The sequence below is a fragment of the Paenibacillus psychroresistens genome (assembly GCF_009728935.1).
Taxonomy (GTDB): Bacteria; Bacillota; Bacilli; order Paenibacillales; family NBRC-103111; genus Paenibacillus_AC; species Paenibacillus_AC psychroresistens.
The window spans coordinates 6355364-6370865 of record NZ_CP034235.1; the positions used below are offsets into that span (position 1 = coordinate 6355364).

12 protein-coding genes are annotated in these 15502 nt (G+C 41.4%); 3 read left to right on the forward strand and 9 right to left on the reverse strand.

The genetic code is table 11. From position 1 onward, the window contains the following. Nucleotides 1–13: 13 nt before the first annotated feature. From EHS13_RS28815 to EHS13_RS28825, 3 genes are all read right to left on the reverse strand, one after another. Nucleotides 14–2221 carry an RCC1 domain-containing protein gene (locus EHS13_RS28815; protein ID WP_155703685.1) on the reverse strand — a complete coding sequence of 736 codons (2208 nt, stop codon included), beginning with the start codon at nucleotides 2219–2221 and terminating at the stop codon, nucleotides 14–16. Between the two features lie 147 nt (nucleotides 2222–2368). Further along, on the reverse strand, nucleotides 2369–3214 hold the full coding sequence (locus EHS13_RS28820) for a YitT family protein (RefSeq protein WP_405083596.1): 846 nt from the start codon (nucleotides 3212–3214) through the stop codon (nucleotides 2369–2371). Between the two features lie 84 nt (nucleotides 3215–3298). Then, nucleotides 3299–3565 carry a hypothetical protein gene (locus tag EHS13_RS28825; protein WP_155703687.1) on the reverse strand — a complete coding sequence of 89 codons (267 nt, stop codon included), beginning with the start codon at nucleotides 3563–3565 and terminating at the stop codon, nucleotides 3299–3301. Nucleotides 3566–3775: 210 nt separating this feature from the next. On the opposite strand from EHS13_RS28825, the gene EHS13_RS28830 reads away from it, so the two are divergent. After that, a complete protein-coding gene (locus EHS13_RS28830) occupies nucleotides 3776–4447 on the forward strand; it encodes a DUF559 domain-containing protein (protein WP_155703688.1) in 672 nt (223 codons plus the stop codon). 345 nt (nucleotides 4448–4792) lie between these two features. Further along, on the forward strand, nucleotides 4793–7027 hold the full coding sequence (locus tag EHS13_RS28835) for a type IA DNA topoisomerase (RefSeq protein ID WP_155703689.1): 2235 nt from the start codon (nucleotides 4793–4795) through the stop codon (nucleotides 7025–7027). Here EHS13_RS28835 and EHS13_RS28840 read toward each other — a convergent pair. The 6 genes from EHS13_RS28840 to EHS13_RS28865 all read right to left on the reverse strand — a co-directional run bounded on the left by EHS13_RS28840 (nucleotide 7020) and on the right by EHS13_RS28865 (nucleotide 12424). Then, nucleotides 7020–7949, reverse strand: coding sequence for an MBL fold metallo-hydrolase (locus EHS13_RS28840; RefSeq protein WP_155703690.1), 930 nt, complete (start codon nucleotides 7947–7949; stop codon nucleotides 7020–7022). The genes EHS13_RS28835 and EHS13_RS28840 overlap by 8 nt on opposite strands. A 3-nt stretch (nucleotides 7950–7952) precedes the next feature. Continuing rightward, nucleotides 7953–8813 (reverse strand): inositol monophosphatase family protein, encoded by an 861-nt coding sequence (locus tag EHS13_RS28845; protein WP_155703691.1) that lies wholly within the window; start codon nucleotides 8811–8813, stop codon nucleotides 7953–7955. Nucleotides 8814–8959: 146 nt separating this feature from the next. After that, a complete protein-coding gene (uvsE, locus tag EHS13_RS28850) occupies nucleotides 8960–9919 on the reverse strand; it encodes a UV DNA damage repair endonuclease UvsE (protein WP_155703692.1) in 960 nt (319 codons plus the stop codon). Nucleotides 9920–9991: 72 nt separating this feature from the next. Further along, entirely contained in the window at nucleotides 9992–10306 is a 315-nt protein-coding gene (locus EHS13_RS28855) for a hypothetical protein (RefSeq protein ID WP_155703693.1), read from the reverse strand. A gap of 23 nt (nucleotides 10307–10329) precedes the next feature. After that, entirely contained in the window at nucleotides 10330–11466 is a 1137-nt protein-coding gene (locus EHS13_RS28860) for a D-alanine--D-alanine ligase (protein WP_155703694.1), read from the reverse strand. A 34-nt stretch (nucleotides 11467–11500) separates the two neighbouring features. Beyond that, nucleotides 11501–12424 (reverse strand): amidase domain-containing protein, encoded by a 924-nt coding sequence (locus EHS13_RS28865; protein ID WP_155703695.1) that lies wholly within the window; start codon nucleotides 12422–12424, stop codon nucleotides 11501–11503. Between the two features lie 237 nt (nucleotides 12425–12661). Here EHS13_RS28865 and acnA point away from each other — a divergent pair, with 237 nt between their 5' ends. After that, the gene (gene acnA, locus EHS13_RS28870) at nucleotides 12662–15370 is read left to right on the forward strand and encodes an aconitate hydratase AcnA (RefSeq protein ID WP_155703696.1); all 2709 of its coding nucleotides are present in this window, start codon (nucleotides 12662–12664) and stop codon (nucleotides 15368–15370) included. The last annotated feature ends 132 nt before the right edge of the window (nucleotides 15371–15502 follow it).

The following is a 15502-nucleotide window of genomic DNA, read 5'->3' on the forward strand; positions in this document are numbered from 1 at the left end:
CTTACCCAAATACCTACCCTGAAACTACCAGATCTGGTTGCGCAAAATCATGAAAAAACGAGCTAAAGCCTAACCACTGGATCCGGCCATCTTGCATAACCAGCACATGATGAAAAGTAGATTGACCTTCTCCACCGGATGCAATCGCATAAATGGAGCTCATAAAACTAATCTGCTCACCAGCCTTCAATTGATCCTGCAACCTAAAACGCTCCTGCTCTTGAAGTTCACCCTGGTCCGAAATTGTCATAGCGCCCAATAGATGCTCTGCTCGCTCACCTGTTTTAATTGACTTAAAGAGCTTTGTGGTTATCTCTGAATTTTCATTACGCTCCAACGTTATATTTATATTATAAACCTCACCTGCTGGGTCTATAACCTTAGCTATATTACCATCATGGTCATAAAAGCTGCCATAAATAGCGCTTGCTTCTTTGATTTGCGGCAAGCCTGTGATTGGCTTCATTACCCACTCATCACCTTTTATCTGATCTTGAACATACATCTCACCCTTATCTGTAAACACAAAAGGCAGCACGTTAGTCATCATCATATTCACATTACTAGTCAATTTAGGTTCAAATGTGAGTTTTTTTACTTCTGTAATTTGATATTTATCATAATTATCGAGATTAATTGCGAATATTTGGTTACCTTGGAGTTTGATGAGCAATTCCGTTGAGCCCTCCTCCATATCTACAATGGGTGTATTGGCTCGCAGAACATGACACACTGTTAACCCCGAACTGAATAGGATATATTCACCCATATTTGTTAAAAACCCTGGTTCTCCTGCAAGCGAGACCATCTTTATTATTGCTTTCCCTTGCATAATTGGAACAAGCTGTTGGGTCTCATTCAGCATCCAAACATCATTTTTGCCAAATAGATATAGTCCATCCCAAGCAGCAGCAATACCTTCAATCCCCTTTGTCGTCCCAATCGTGGTCAGCTTGTCATAATAAAATGGCATTCTGCCAAGCTGCCCATACATATTACTGCCCCAGCTAAGCACTTTGCCTTCACTTGTCAATACAAGAAAGTGATCGCTCCCCGCTTGTATATCTATCGCATCTTTAATTCCCTGCAATTGAGCAGCTTTAGTTAAAACACCTGTATAACCTTCATTAAACATTAGCTCAGACTGATCGTCCCAGCTCCAAACTGTGCCATCCTTTTTTAATGCAATTATATTAGAATAGTTTCCTGCAATTTTTACCATGTCCTTCAATATTTCTACTTTAGTAAATTTACTTTCAAGATTATACTCATACCAATCCCCTATGTCCGATTTAATAAATACTTTGTTGTTAAATAGGGAATCTACTTGTACGGCTTTAACCGTTTGCGGCAGCTCCATTTGTTTAAAATCATCTAGGTCTGTATTATTCCATGATGAAGCTGTTTCCCATAAAGTACCGTTGACCTGGATAACATAAAATGTATTTAATCCAGCATAAATTTGCTTAGCTTGTTTAATCGAAAACTGCACTAGCTGCCCTTGCGGATTTTCTTCTAACCGGTGCCATGCCCACACAGTTTGGTCCGTTTTCAAGACAATTAGTGTCCCGCTTCCATCTTGGCGTAACATTTTCACATGATCTAAAGCTTGAATAGCATAAGGTTTTTCTCCATTATTTAATAACCAGACCTGCCCCTCCTTAGACAAGGCAAACTCACCCTCTGTTTGAACCATAGCTGGCAATCCTATTACAAGCTTAGGAAATGAAGCAATAGTTGAGGTTTCGAAGCTGCGTAAGCCCCATGCATGAATAGATCCACCCTTTTGTAGAGCGAAGGAAGTGCCATATTTAAATCCATAACCTGCCCCATCTGTCATTTTGCTTGTTGAGATGGCTCGAACATTGCTAAATTCTTTCCCTTCTGCTAAAGCAGTCGGTTGGAATATGTCTTTATTATTAGATTGAGCTAGAGCTTGATTAAACTTAATGTCCTCCTCACACGCTGTATAAGTAAATAAATCAGTATTTGGTTGCGAGACTACTGGTATTGGCTTTTCCTCAACTGCATTTACAGTAATTGTGGGCTGTGGTGTTGGAATTTGTTCTACTGGTATGGTTTGTTGTGGTGCTTCAACAGTTTGCATCGGTTCTAACGATGTATCGGAAGAATTACCATTATTAAAACTAATTGTATAAATGATAATTATTAGTAGAAGTAGCATGACTGTATAAACATAATACCGGTTGTTGAATTTCATAATGCCTCCTCCAAATTCGCGCTTAATATGACCTTATACTACAAATAATGGAATTTGTTGTGCTAGGATTGCGCAAAACAAAAGCAGCCCATGGAAACCCCATAAGCTGCATATAATATAGATATATAATTACGGATTCCTCCAAAATTAATGGATATCCTTCTTCTTAAATCTACCGCCTTTAACATCATGAATGTTGCCGACAGCCAGGAAAGCAAATGGATCGATTTCATCCACAATGGATTTCATCTTGGCTTCTTCAATTCTCGTAACTACGCAGAATATTACGCGTTTGGTATCTCCCGTATAACCGCCTTCACCATGCAGATAAGTAACACCGCGTCCTAAACGTTGGGAAATGGTATCCCCAATATCTTTATTCCTATCGCTAATGATCCAGATCGCTTTGGATTCGTCAAAGCCTTCAATAGTGATATCAATCATTTTAAAAGCAATAAAATACGCCATTAAAGAATACATCGCATGATCCCAACCAAACACGAAACCAGCGCTGCCGAGAATAAATAAATTGAAGAACATCACGACTTCACCCACAGAAAAAGGTGTCTTTTTATTAAATAAAATCGCTACAATTTCTGTCCCGTCCAATGAACCTCCGGACCTAATGACCAATCCTACACCAATTCCTAGGATAATACCGCCAAAAACTGCTGAAAGCATTGGATCTTTAGTAAGTGGAGCAACGGGGTGAAGCAATTGGGTACCTATCGACATAATTACTATAGAGAAAAGTGTTGAAAGCGCGAAGGTCTTACCAATTTGTTTGTAGCCTAAGAAAAGAAAGGGAAGGTTCAACACGAAGAGAAATACACCGATCGGAATCTTGATGAAATGGGCTAGCATAATGGAAACACCAACTATGCCCCCATCAATAATATTATTCGGTATCAGAAAAATTTCCAATGCGACAGCTACTAATGCAGCTCCCATAAACATTAAAATTGCTTTGTTGATTAATTTTGCTTTTGTCATTCTCTTATGCTGAATATGTTCTACACTCAAGCCTGCTATGGATTCATTAGACATTAGCCAATCCCCCTTAATAGCTTATTATTATTAACAATCGGAAGGAACGGATGATATTTCTGATTCTGTGAGTTTCGCGGACGATGGTGTGGCTAATCTCAATCGGATCAGCTTAACAACCTCCATGGCAAGGATACTCTCCGAAGAGTTGTGTTCATCATGAAAATCACAAAGATACTCAATTAAATCCGATGTACTTCTTACACCTAAGCAGGCTCCAATGTCATTATTGAACATTTTTTCCAAGCGGGCATGTATATCAGGCTTTACTTGAATCGTTTTTCTCTCAGTCATCATGGTTACCTTCCTTTTGTGTATACAAATATTTTATTATATGTACACATTATAACCTATAAAAACGTACACGTAAAGTATTTATTTTGTACACACACTCGACAGCTTAAACCATATCGATTATAATCGTAATAAAGTGACGAAGAACGTCCTGTTACACTCTTTAGAGTGGCAACAGGACGTTCTTTTTATTTTCAGGGGAGGATTAGTACCATGACTTTTGAGAAAGCACATGATTTATTTATTAATAACCATCTAGTCAATCGTACTGGCGAGCGTCGTGGCAGGCTTGAAAGAGGCCATCAGCATGGAGATCAGCTATTTCTAAGAAACGTTTGGTGGCCTTCCCAAGGGAATTTTGATCAGCTGCATCCAGAATACGAGGTACTCGATTGGCGTGGCAGATCATACGTTGCTGATTTCGTTTGGCTGCAAGGTTTCGTTAAGCTTTTAATTGAGATTAAAGGCTTCGCTACACACGTAAGGGACATGGATCGTTTCAAATATTGCAACGAGCTTAATCGTGAGACATTTCTTCATGCTATGGGATTTCAGGTGATCTCCTTTGCATATGACGATGTTGAGCAGAGACCTGAGCTTTGCATTTCATTGCTGCGTATGGTGTTAAGTCGCTACCAGCCAAGCAAAACGCCCGTCTCCCGAGCCATGTTTGCTGAGAAAGAAATTATAAGATTTGCTATTGTACATGTTGAGCCAATAAGGCCGAAGGATGTGGAAATGCATTTTAAAGTTGATCATAAAACAGCCGTTTTAATGCTGCAAAAACTCTGTGCTAAAGGTTGGCTGATTCCTGCTTTACGCGGCAACGAAATTCGTGTTGTTGGTTACGAACTGGCTCGTGACGTACTGGACTACCTTGAATAACTGGAAAACATACCGCTATTTACTTGGAAAGTGGCTATTCTGAACATTTAAATGGAATTGCTCCCGCTAATATTTGAGTAAGAGTGCTTATCAGTAAAAAAGCCTATTTTATAGGTACGTTTTCCAGTTAAAAGACGATATCACTGCATTTACATGCTATTTGCAGGAGGAATTCCAGTTAGTACAAGGAAATTGGGTATCCCTATAGCGCATTGAATGTATATGAAGCATAGAGAAATATTCAATCAACTATAAATCATTCATTGAAACAAGCTATAAAAATCTGTACACTAGACAAAGTACATTTCAAAGATCATTATTCCTTTACGAAAGAGGTCCCTTCCCATGAAAACGTTAATCATCGCCGAAAAACCCGATATGGGACGCAATATTGCCGCTGCTATTGAGCCTAAGGCAGTCAATAATCGCACTTATCTTGAAGGCAACGATTATATCATCACCTGGGCGATCGGACATTTAATCAGCTTAGCTGAACCCGATAAATATGACGACAAATATAAAAAGTGGAATTTTAATGATCTCCCCATTATTCCTGAACATTTCAAGCTGCTGCCCAATGAAAAAACCAAAAGCCAGCTCACCGTTATTTCCGATTTAGCCAAAAAGTGCGACCATCTTGTTAATGCATGTGATGCCGGGCGTGAGGGGCAGCATATTTTCTCCTTGATTCAACGACATCTTCATTTACAGCAGCCTGTAAAACGATTATGGATTTCCGATTTGACTCCGGAAACTATTCGTCATGGCTTCGCAAATCTTAAGGATGGCGCTGAATACGAGAATTTGACCAAAGCAGCCAAAGCTCGCAGTGAAGCGGATTGGTTAGTTGGCATGAATGGCACACGAGCATTCACATCCAAACACAATGTCTTGCTTTCCGTTGGGCGTGTTCAAACACCGGTTTTAGCACTTATTTATGATCGCCAGATTCAAATTGATGCTTTCGCCTCTAATAAATTCTATGAGGTTGAGGGGCATTTTACTCAGGACACAACCAGCTATAAAGGTAATTGGCAAGGCGATCGTATTACTAAACCTGAGCAAGCCGAAGCTATTGTCGCCAAAGTTAAGGGTAAAATAGGAGCCATCACTTCCTACGAAGTAAAGGATACCAAGGAATTCCCTTTTAAATTATTCGATTTAACCCTGCTGCAGCGCGAAGCAAATGGCAAATACGCTTTTTCCGCCAAGAAAACCTTGGACATTGCCCAGGTGCTCTATGAAAAACACAAAGTCATCTCCTATCCGCGAACAAACTCAAACTATGTGACGGAACAGAACATACCAGAGATGCATCGTTCTTTGGATGCGTTACGCGGCACTCCTTACGAGACTTTTGTTAAGGATGCTAATAAAAATTTTGTTAATAAAAACAATAAAAGCATCTGCAATCCCACCAAGGTTGAGGATCATCATGCCATTCTGCCGACCCATAAGAAAGCCAATGGATTAGCCCCTGATGAACAAAAAATTTATGATTTGATCGTACGCCGCTTTTTATCGCATTTTTATCCGGCCGCTGAGTATAAAGTACATACTGTGATGACCGAAGTCGAAAAAGAATCATTCAAAACCATAGTCAAGCAGCTGCTGGATCTAGGCTGGAAAGTGATTTATGCCGATCAAGCCAAAGAAACAGCTAAGAAACCCAAAGGAAAAGATGAGGAAGAGGAGCTTGAAGAAGAGACTAGCACCTCATTTAGTGTTGATCCTAATACGGAGATCCTCTGTACAGATGCAATCGCTAAGGAAAAGGAAACCCAGCCACCCAAGCATTATAATGAGGGCACCTTGCTTAAAGCTATGGAGAGTGCAGGTAAACAGGTTGAAGACGAGGAATTGCGTGATGCCATGAAGGATTCAGGCTTAGGCACACCGGCAACACGGGCCGCAACCATAGAGCGCTTAAAAAATGTGGAATATATCGAGATGCAAGGTAAGAAAATTCAAATCTCGCCAAAAGGCCGCATGGCAATCGAACTAATTCGCAGCGCAGGTGTTGAGTTATTAACCTCACCAGAAATGACCGGACATTGGGAGCGTAGGCTCAACGAAATATCCAAAGGCATTGCCTCTGATGCCACGTTTATGGAAAACGTTAAGAAGTTTACGACTTTAATTATCGACAAAGTGCGGGCACAGCCTCGAGCAGCTAAAGAAGCATTTGCGCGTCCAGAGCCTCCTGCAAAACCAACAAAAAAGCCGTCTAAGACGGCAGAGGATAAGGCAATCACGAAAAAATCGTCAACCATAACGGTCAAAAAATCAACCGCTCCACTTAGTCGTGAAAGTATCGCCAGCTGCCCGCGAGAAGGCTGTACCGGTCATATTTTCATGGGGAATAAGGGGTACGGCTGCAGCGGTTATAAAGAAGGCTGTAAATTCGTGATCTGGAAAGAAAGCTTTGGTAAATCCATTTCTCCTGCTATGGTCAAGATGATTATTGAAAAAGGCCGAACCAATAAATTGAAGCTGACTGATGAAGCTGGTCAAGCCATTGAAGCGAGAATTGCTTTAATTAATCCAGTCACAGGTGAATTGAAAACAGAAATTATGTAACAGGCAATGTTTCCCCATGGATCAGAATATTCAACGCGGCTGTGTCAAGCTTAAGTCGCTGCCACTCCGCGTTTAAACGATCCAACGCTTCCTTCGGAGTATCATCCGCTAAGAAAAACGCTCCATAATGCATCGGAATGAAATGCTTCCCGCCTGCATCGATGTAGGCTTGAATCGCTTGTTCAGGTGTGACATGCTGGTTGGACATGAACCATTCCGGCTCATAGGCACCAATCGGCATTAAGACATAATCCAGCTTATATCGCTTTCCAATCTCTTCAAACCCGCGAAAGTAGCCACTATCTCCTGCAAAATAAATCGAAGGCGCATTATCGGTTGTCCGCTTCTCCTCTTGCAGCACCCAACCACCCCAGTGTGAGCTATTCGTATCCCAAGGTGTCCGCCTCGTCCAGTGCTGGGTAGGAACAAAGTCGAACTGAACACCACTAATCGTTTTGCTCTCCCACCAAGACATTTCTTCAACCTTGCGAAAACCCTTGCGTAAAAACTTACTTTTGAGTCCTTTTGGCACTAATATCAGTGGATCACCTTTCAAAGCACGCAAGGATGGAAAGTTTAAATGGTCATAATGCCCATGTGAGATCAACACTACATCCACTGGGGGCATTAAATCTATTGAAATTCCCGGTTCCGCAAGGCGCTTCTGAAAGCCCATGCTCTTAGCCCAAACTGGATCGGTTACAATGGTTAATCCACCGTAACGCAGTAAAAAAGTAGCATGCCCGATCCAAGTAATCGAATTCTGATTCAAAGCGGCATCCATAGTTACTTGGGCTACTTTGGGTATGCTATATGTAAGGTCCTTTTTCTTAGCATTTCGTTCCTTACGCCACTGTCTCAGACGTGCTAATGTATTATTCATCGCAACGTTATCTAAATTCTCAAAGCGCTTCTTGGGCATGTCTTAAAACCCCGTTCCTCCACATAAACCTAACTCTTCCTGCAGCTCCTGGTGAATGTTGCCGTTTGTAGCCATTACATTCCGTACACCAAGTGAATAAGGTTTTCCTTCCGTGTCCGTAACTTTGCCACCTGCTTCTTGGATCAGCAATGACCCAGCAGCCATATCCCAAGAATTAAGCCCGATTTCCCAAAACCCGCTTAGTCGTCCCGCAGCCACGTAAGCAAGATGAAGCGCAGCAGAACCCGCTACACGAATATTCCTTACTTTCGGCGCCAACGCTTGAATACCTGTTAAGTTAATAGGTAGCGCATAATTACGATCCGCTGGGAATCCTGAGCCTACCAAGCTATCTATAAGCTTATTTTCAGCGGAAACACTCATACGCTTTCCTTTTACATACGCGCCTTTGCCTTTTTCGGCAACGAATAACTCATCTCGTGATGGATCATAAATCACACCCACTATGACCTCACCTTTATAAGCAAGCGCAATCGAGACAACAAAAAACGGAAAGCCATGTACATAATTCGTTGTTCCATCAATTGGATCCACAATCCATAGATATTCCGAATCACTTAAATCCGCCAATGCTTGGGCTGATGCATCCGGACCAGGCTCAACGCCCTCTTCCCCCAGAAAGGAATGCTGTGGGAAATGCGTTGAGATCAGATTACGAATTAAAGTTTCAGCGCCTTTGTCTACTTCCGTGACCAGATCATGCGGCGAATATTTATAATCTAGGTTAGAAAACGTACCTAGCTTGCTCTTAATCCACTCTCCCGCTGTTGCAGCCGTATTAATCGCTACCACAGTAAAGCTTTTACCACCTAATTTGTAACCGTTATCTAAAGAATCATTCAACAATATCAGCTCTTTCTTTCAAAGACTTACTTTCAGTATAGTAAATATACGTAATAAATACCACAAAGTTCCCGACCTTAAGAAAAAGCACCAGTTCGTTTATATACGAAGTGGTGTTTAGGGTAAGTGCATACCTATCGCTTTCATTAATTAATCTCAAGAGAAGCACCATCAATGATGCGAATTCCTGTGATATCTGCAAGGTCCACCATCAATTGAATCAACGCAGCATCCTTCATCTTTGCCTCCAGCATGACATCCAAACGCGGTGTAGTCGAAGCAATATCTCTCATAAAATCAAGCAATAGAATGGAATCAACATAATCAGCATGTGCACGAGGAACTTTAATGCTTTTTGGACTGGATACATGAATTTTTGGAGGAAGATCATCTGGCCAAGTCTGATAAATACGACCCCATAAATCAGAAAGCACTTCTCCATTGTTATTCACCTGATAATGATGAATATCCAAAACCATTGGAACTTTAAGCTTTTCACAAAGCTCTAAGGTTTCTATTGCTGTAAAGGTTTTATCATCATTTTCCAGTGTAATCCGTTCTTGAATCGTTGGATCGAGCTCAAGAAAATGCTTGGCAAATCGTTCTGAAGCAGAAGGTTTATCACCATATGCACCGCCAATATGTATATTGCATTTACTCTGTTTATCTAAGCCCATAGCCTGGAGCATTTGAACATGGCGCTTAAGGTCGCCTACACTATTCTCTAACACCTCTGGCCTAGGTGTGCTTAACACGGTAAAATGATCGGGATGGAAGCTAACTCGCATCTCATTATCACGTACAAATTCGCCAATTGTTGAGAAGCCCTCCGCCAAAACAAGAAAAGGATCCCACTCTGCCAGCAAGGCATGTCCAAAAAGTGGGATAAGTTTGGATGTGAAGCGATACACTTGAATTTGATAAGCACGATTATGTCGCAAAAGTCGCAAGGTATTGTGCAAATTCTCTAAAGCTAATCGCTCTAGCTTACGAATAGCAGCTTCGCGATCTTCTAGCTTAATAAAATTAGTTACTGTCATCATTCTTGAGGGTGAAGCATTCTCAACCAAAGTCGACATGGCCACATAGCCAAAACGAACTATCATCGCACTCACTCCAATCGATCATCTTACAGCTTACTTTCCCCTATGATCGATTAAATATAAGTGCTATAGCTCTTAATTATCATTAAAGAACATTTCAGCTGCCAATGAAGTCAATACAGCGGACTCGTCTGTTGTCAATTCCCGCACTAACTCCATCTCTACTTGAGTTCTTTCTTCCCCTTGAAAATTGATCTCTGCAATCGATGCATTAATTTGGACGATTGCGACAGCTTTATTCTCTGGGCTATAGGCAATCACCTTTTGTCCAGTTGGATAGACACGAAAGCCAGTTTTCACCATCTTCCCCCGGCCATATTCCATCAAATCATATAATTCCTGTTTCGATTTAAATTTACATACACTATTAAATTCGGTTTGAAATCCCATTTAGTTTCGCCTCCATTCTTAATTTAATCCGTACTATATTGTATTTGTTGCTTATCCTCATGTCTTTGCAAGGCTAGCTCAATTAAATCATCCAGCAATTGCACGTACGGCTTACCGCTTTCCTTCCATAGCAACGGGTACATACTAAATGGGGTAAAACCAGGCATCGTATTAATTTCATTTATGAATACTGCACTATCTGAGGTTCTCACGAAGAAATCGACACGTGATAATCCTGATCCATCAATAGCAATAAATGCACGAACCGCTAATTGCTGCAATTGCTCCGCCAGTTCATCTGAGATTTGTGCTGGGATGACCATTTCTGATTTACCATCGACATATTTCGCTTTGTAGTCATAAAACTCGTTGCAAGGTAATATCTCACCAGGCACGGATGCTTGTGGTTCATCATTGCCGAGAACAGCGACTTCGATTTCTCTAGCGTCTACATGCTCCTCAACGATAACCTTGCGGTCATATTGAAAGGCAAAGCTGATGGCTGCTATTAACTCCTCTTGATTGCGTGCCTTAGAGATCCCGACACTAGAGCCCAGGTTCGCTGGTTTTACAAAACAAGGATAACCCAGTGCTGTTTCAATTTCCATCAGATGGAATGCTTCCTCTTTAGCCCATTGCGTACGTGTGAAATGTCGAAACAGACATTGCGGTATGCCTTCTTGTGCGAAAACCTTTTTCATCATTATCTTATCCATGCCAACAGCGGATGCCAATACTCCCGCTCCCACATAAGGGATATTTGCCATTTCCAGTAATCCTTGAATAGTCCCATCCTCACCAAAGGTTCCGTGCAAGAGCGGGAAGATAACGTCCAAGCCCTGCAAATCCGGTGATTTCGTTGAGGTAAGCTCGACAGTACCTGCAAAAATAGCTTCTATGCCTGTAGATGGTTGGGATATAGCTTGCCCAGATCCCTTAGCATCTTCTATATCTGAAAAAGTTAAATTTGAGATTTGATATACAGGTCCTTCTAAAGCTATACCTGCTTTCCAGCCACCTTGCTTAGAAATATATATAGGATGAATTTCGTATTTAGTGTGATCAAAAGCTTGAATGACTGCCAACGCGGTCTGTAAGGACACATCATGCTCGCCAGACTTTCCTCCGTAAATCAGACCCACGCGTATTTTTCTATTCATGATTACCTCCTGATAATGTGTGAAAGATTAACTTTTAAAATTGATCCGGCATGTGGAAAAAGCGATACTTCGTTAAGGAAGTCCAAGCATAAGAGTCCCGATAATCCCAATATCGATTTTTACTGTTGGTGGTGTGTGCGCATATCAAGGGCATGCCGTTGGCATCTACCTCAGTCACAATCGCGCTATGCTGATAATGACCGTTTCCATCCCAATCATAGCTAATAACATCACCAATGGTGAGCTTCTGCGGAACATCCACCCGCTCAGCATGCCATTCCTTGGAGTCGCTGCCTAAAAAGCGATTGAGCGAATCTGCAACAGCCCAGCTAAAGCTCCATAGCTCTTGATTACCCTTTTTCCCTTGATACCACCAGCCTAATTCTCTTTTTCCAGTATAGTTCATTGGTGCATTGCCTGCAAAGAGGCATTGTGAAACAAAATTCGTGCAATCATCATTTTCAAAAAATAAATAGTTGGGATTATGTGAATTCCACCAAGTATGAGCGTATGTCTGTACCTGACTTCGATTGTAGCTGCTTGGAACGCGTGGATACTCAGGTTCTGTAGGAAGATTAGGACGAACCCTAAGCATTGGATAAATCCGGTTTATGTACCAATGCCCATTATAAGAACGCATGCTTATCTGCTCACATTCCAGCCTTTCTTCTATATGAACCGCTGCTCCAATTTGATATTGATTGCTTAAAGATATCTCGATCCATGCTACAGCTTCATTCTCTCTTTCTTCGAAGCGAACGATATTATAGGTCGAGTTATGTTTGAACATTCTGAGATTACGTTGCTGTTGAAGCTGGTATAGACGAAATAACTTTATTTTTTGTGTATTTAAATAAATCGCATCCGCAACAAGACTAGCTAAAGGGCCAATATCATAGTCAAACAGCATCTGATTCCTAATATCTACATACTCGTCTAACAACGTATTCCAGCTCATTAGATCACCTCTTTACCATTTTTCAATATTCATCCTATTTAATTTATGATTCTAGTTTAAAAATCATGTTTGTAAATGAAGCATGTAAGTAAATATTAAGGAAATAATGAGCTTATGGGGTTTACGAAGTGTATGCAAAATTGTATACTTAAGCTATATAATTTATTTATGAAATTAGGTTTCATCTAATGAAACTCAATCCAGCTTTTAGTCACTCATCTAACGGAGGCGAAGTAAATGGCAAGGAACGACCATTATTCAGTCAAAAAGAATTTAACCATTAGCGGTAAAGATTATGTGTATTATCATGTAGATTCATTAGAAGCTAAAGGCTTCGGCACGATTTCCAAGCTTCCTTTCTCTATTAAAGTATTGCTTGAAGCAGCTGTTCGTCAGTTTGACGGTCATGCCATTACAACTGAGCATGTGAAACAAATCGCAGGCTGGGCAGAAGGCCAAGACTTCAATAAAGAAATTCCATTCATTCCTGCACGTATCGTGCTTCAGGATTTTACCGGTGTTCCGGTTGTTGTTGATTTAGCAGCTATGCGTTCCACCATGAGTCGTGCAGGCGGCGATGCAAAGAGAATCAATCCTCTAGTTCCGGTTGATCTTGTTATTGATCACTCAGTTATGGTTGATGCTTTTGGTACTGCTGATGCATTGGATTTCAATGTGAATGTAGAGTTCGAACGTAATGATGAGCGTTACCGTTTCTTGCGCTGGGCGCAAACCGCATTTGATAACTTCCGTGCTGTACCTCCTGCTACTGGGATTGTCCATCAGGTTAACTTGGAGTATCTGGCATCTGTTGCAACAACTAAACAAATCGGTGACGAAACGGAAGTTTACCCGGATTCATTAGTAGGTACAGATTCACATACTACAATGATCAATGGTCTTGGCGTAGTTGGTTGGGGCGTTGGCGGTATTGAAGCTGAAGCAGGTATGCTGGGTCAGCCTTTATATTTTGTAACACCTGAGGTTGTTGGCTTTAAATTAACAGGCAGCTTAGCTGAGGGTTCAACAGCTACGGATCTTGCCTTAACGATTACACAAATTTTACGTAAAAAAGGCGTTGTTGGTAAATTCGTCGAGTTCTATGGTACAGGCTTAAGCAACATTAGCTTGGCTGACCGAGCGACTGTCGCAAACATGGCTCCTGAGTATGGCGCAACTGTTGGATTCTTCCCTGTTGATGAAGAAACAATCAACTATCTACGCGGCACTGGCCGTGAAGAAGAGCATATTGCTCTAGTTGAAGCTTATTATAAAGCACAAGGTATGTTCCGCACTGACTCTACTCCAGATCCCGTTTTTAGCACGACTATGGAATTGGATATGTCTACGGTTGTACCAAGCTTAGCTGGGCCGAAACGTCCACAGGATCGTATCGAGCTTACTTCAATGAAGGAAGCTTTCAATAGCATCATTCGTACACCGATTGATAAAGGCGGCTATGGTTTATCGGAAGAAAAAATTAACGCTAGCGTCGAAATCAAGCAAAAAAACAGCAAGCCTGAGCAATTAAAAACAGGTGCTGTAGTTATCGCAGCTATTACAAGCTGTACTAATACTTCTAACCCAAGTGTTATGCTGGGCGCAGGTCTTGTCGCCAAGAAAGCTATAGAACGCGGTTTAGTCAAACCAGCATATGTAAAAAGCAGCTTAACTCCAGGATCTCTTGTTGTAACCGAATATTTAATAAAAGCTGGATTGCTAGAACCGCTTGAAAAGCTTGGCTTCTTCGTAGCCGGATATGGCTGTGCAACTTGTATCGGCAACAGTGGTCCATTACCTGATGCAGTTAATGACGCGATCATCGATAATGATTTAACTGTAGCTGCTGTATTAAGCGGTAACCGTAACTTTGAAGGCCGGATTCATGCTCAGATTAAAGCCAACTATTTAGCTTCTCCACCGCTAGTTGTAGCTTACGCAATTGCTGGGACAGTTAATATTGATCTTGCAACTGAACCACTTGGTTATGATACTAATAACGAGCCTGTTTACCTTAAGGACATCTGGCCGACTTCCAAAGAAGTTCAAGATGCCGTTCGCACAGCCGTTACTCCAGATATGTTCCGTGCCAAATATAAAAATGTTTTCCGTCAAAATGAGCGTTGGAATGAAATTCCGATTCCAGAAGGCGAATTGTACGAGTGGGATAATAAATCAACTTACATTCAGGAACCTCCATTCTTTACTGATCTTGGAACGGTTTTAGATGATATCGCTGATATTCATGGCGCAAAAGCTCTAGCTTTAATGGGCGATTCCGTTACAACAGATCATATTTCCCCAGCCGGTAATATTACGACTACAAGCCCAGCTGGTAAATATCTAATTGAAAATGGCGTTAAAAAAGAAGATTTCAACTCCTACGGCTCACGTCGTGGTAATCATGAAGCTATGATGCGTGGCACTTTCGCTAATGTGCGTATTCGTAATCAAGTAGCTCCTGGTACTGAAGGCGGCGTTACGACTTACTTGCCAACAGGCGAAGTAATGTCGATCTATGATGCTTCAATGAAATATCAAGAGAATAATACAAACCTGGTAGTTATCGCTGGTAAAGAATATGGGACTGGCAGCTCACGCGACTGGGCAGCAAAAGGTACCTTCTTGTTAGGCGTAAAAGCTGTAATCGCTGAGAGCTTCGAGCGTATTCACCGCAGTAACCTTGTGGGTATGGGCGTTCTTCCTTTGCAGTTCCCAGAAGGCTTAGGCTGGAGAACTTTAGGGATTACTGGAACAGAAACCTTTACGATCAGCGGACTCTCGAATGATGTTCAACCAGGGCAAAAGGTTAAAGTAACCGTCGCTCGTAATGATGGTTCATCGTTTGATTTTGAAGCCATTGTCCGTTTGGACAGCTTGGTTGACGTAGATTACTATCGCAATGGCGGTATCCTGCAAACCGTGCTTCGTCAAATTATGGCTTAAGTTTAATTGGATATATAGCAAGTAAAAAACCATGAATGCAGCTGTTATAACAGCTGCATTCATGGTTTTTTTGTCTTGCTCTAACTAATTTGTTTTTAGGGATGAAACATCAAAAATACAGTTTCATTTAAT

What these genes read in the sequence shown, in the direction of transcription:
- EHS13_RS28815 (WP_155703685.1), bottom strand. Translation starts at nt 2,221, where the DNA reads ATGAAATTCAACAACCGGTATTATGTTTATACAGTCATGCTACTTCTA.
- EHS13_RS28820 (WP_405083596.1), bottom strand. Translation starts at nt 3,214, where the DNA reads ATGACAAAAGCAAAATTAATCAACAAAGCAATTTTAATGTTTATGGGA.
- EHS13_RS28825 (WP_155703687.1), bottom strand. Translation starts at nt 3,565, where the DNA reads ATGATGACTGAGAGAAAAACGATTCAAGTAAAGCCTGATATACATGCC.
- EHS13_RS28830 (WP_155703688.1), top strand. Translation starts at nt 3,776, where the DNA reads ATGACTTTTGAGAAAGCACATGATTTATTTATTAATAACCATCTAGTC.
- EHS13_RS28835 (WP_155703689.1), top strand. Translation starts at nt 4,793, where the DNA reads ATGAAAACGTTAATCATCGCCGAAAAACCCGATATGGGACGCAATATT.
- EHS13_RS28840 (WP_155703690.1), bottom strand. Translation starts at nt 7,949, where the DNA reads ATGCCCAAGAAGCGCTTTGAGAATTTAGATAACGTTGCGATGAATAAT.
- uvsE (WP_155703692.1), bottom strand. Translation starts at nt 9,919, where the DNA reads ATGATAGTTCGTTTTGGCTATGTGGCCATGTCGACTTTGGTTGAGAAT.
- EHS13_RS28855 (WP_155703693.1), bottom strand. Translation starts at nt 10,306, where the DNA reads ATGGGATTTCAAACCGAATTTAATAGTGTATGTAAATTTAAATCGAAA.
- EHS13_RS28860 (WP_155703694.1), bottom strand. Translation starts at nt 11,466, where the DNA reads ATGAATAGAAAAATACGCGTGGGTCTGATTTACGGAGGAAAGTCTGGC.
- EHS13_RS28865 (WP_155703695.1), bottom strand. Translation starts at nt 12,424, where the DNA reads ATGAGCTGGAATACGTTGTTAGACGAGTATGTAGATATTAGGAATCAG.
- acnA (WP_155703696.1), top strand. Translation starts at nt 12,662, where the DNA reads ATGGCAAGGAACGACCATTATTCAGTCAAAAAGAATTTAACCATTAGC.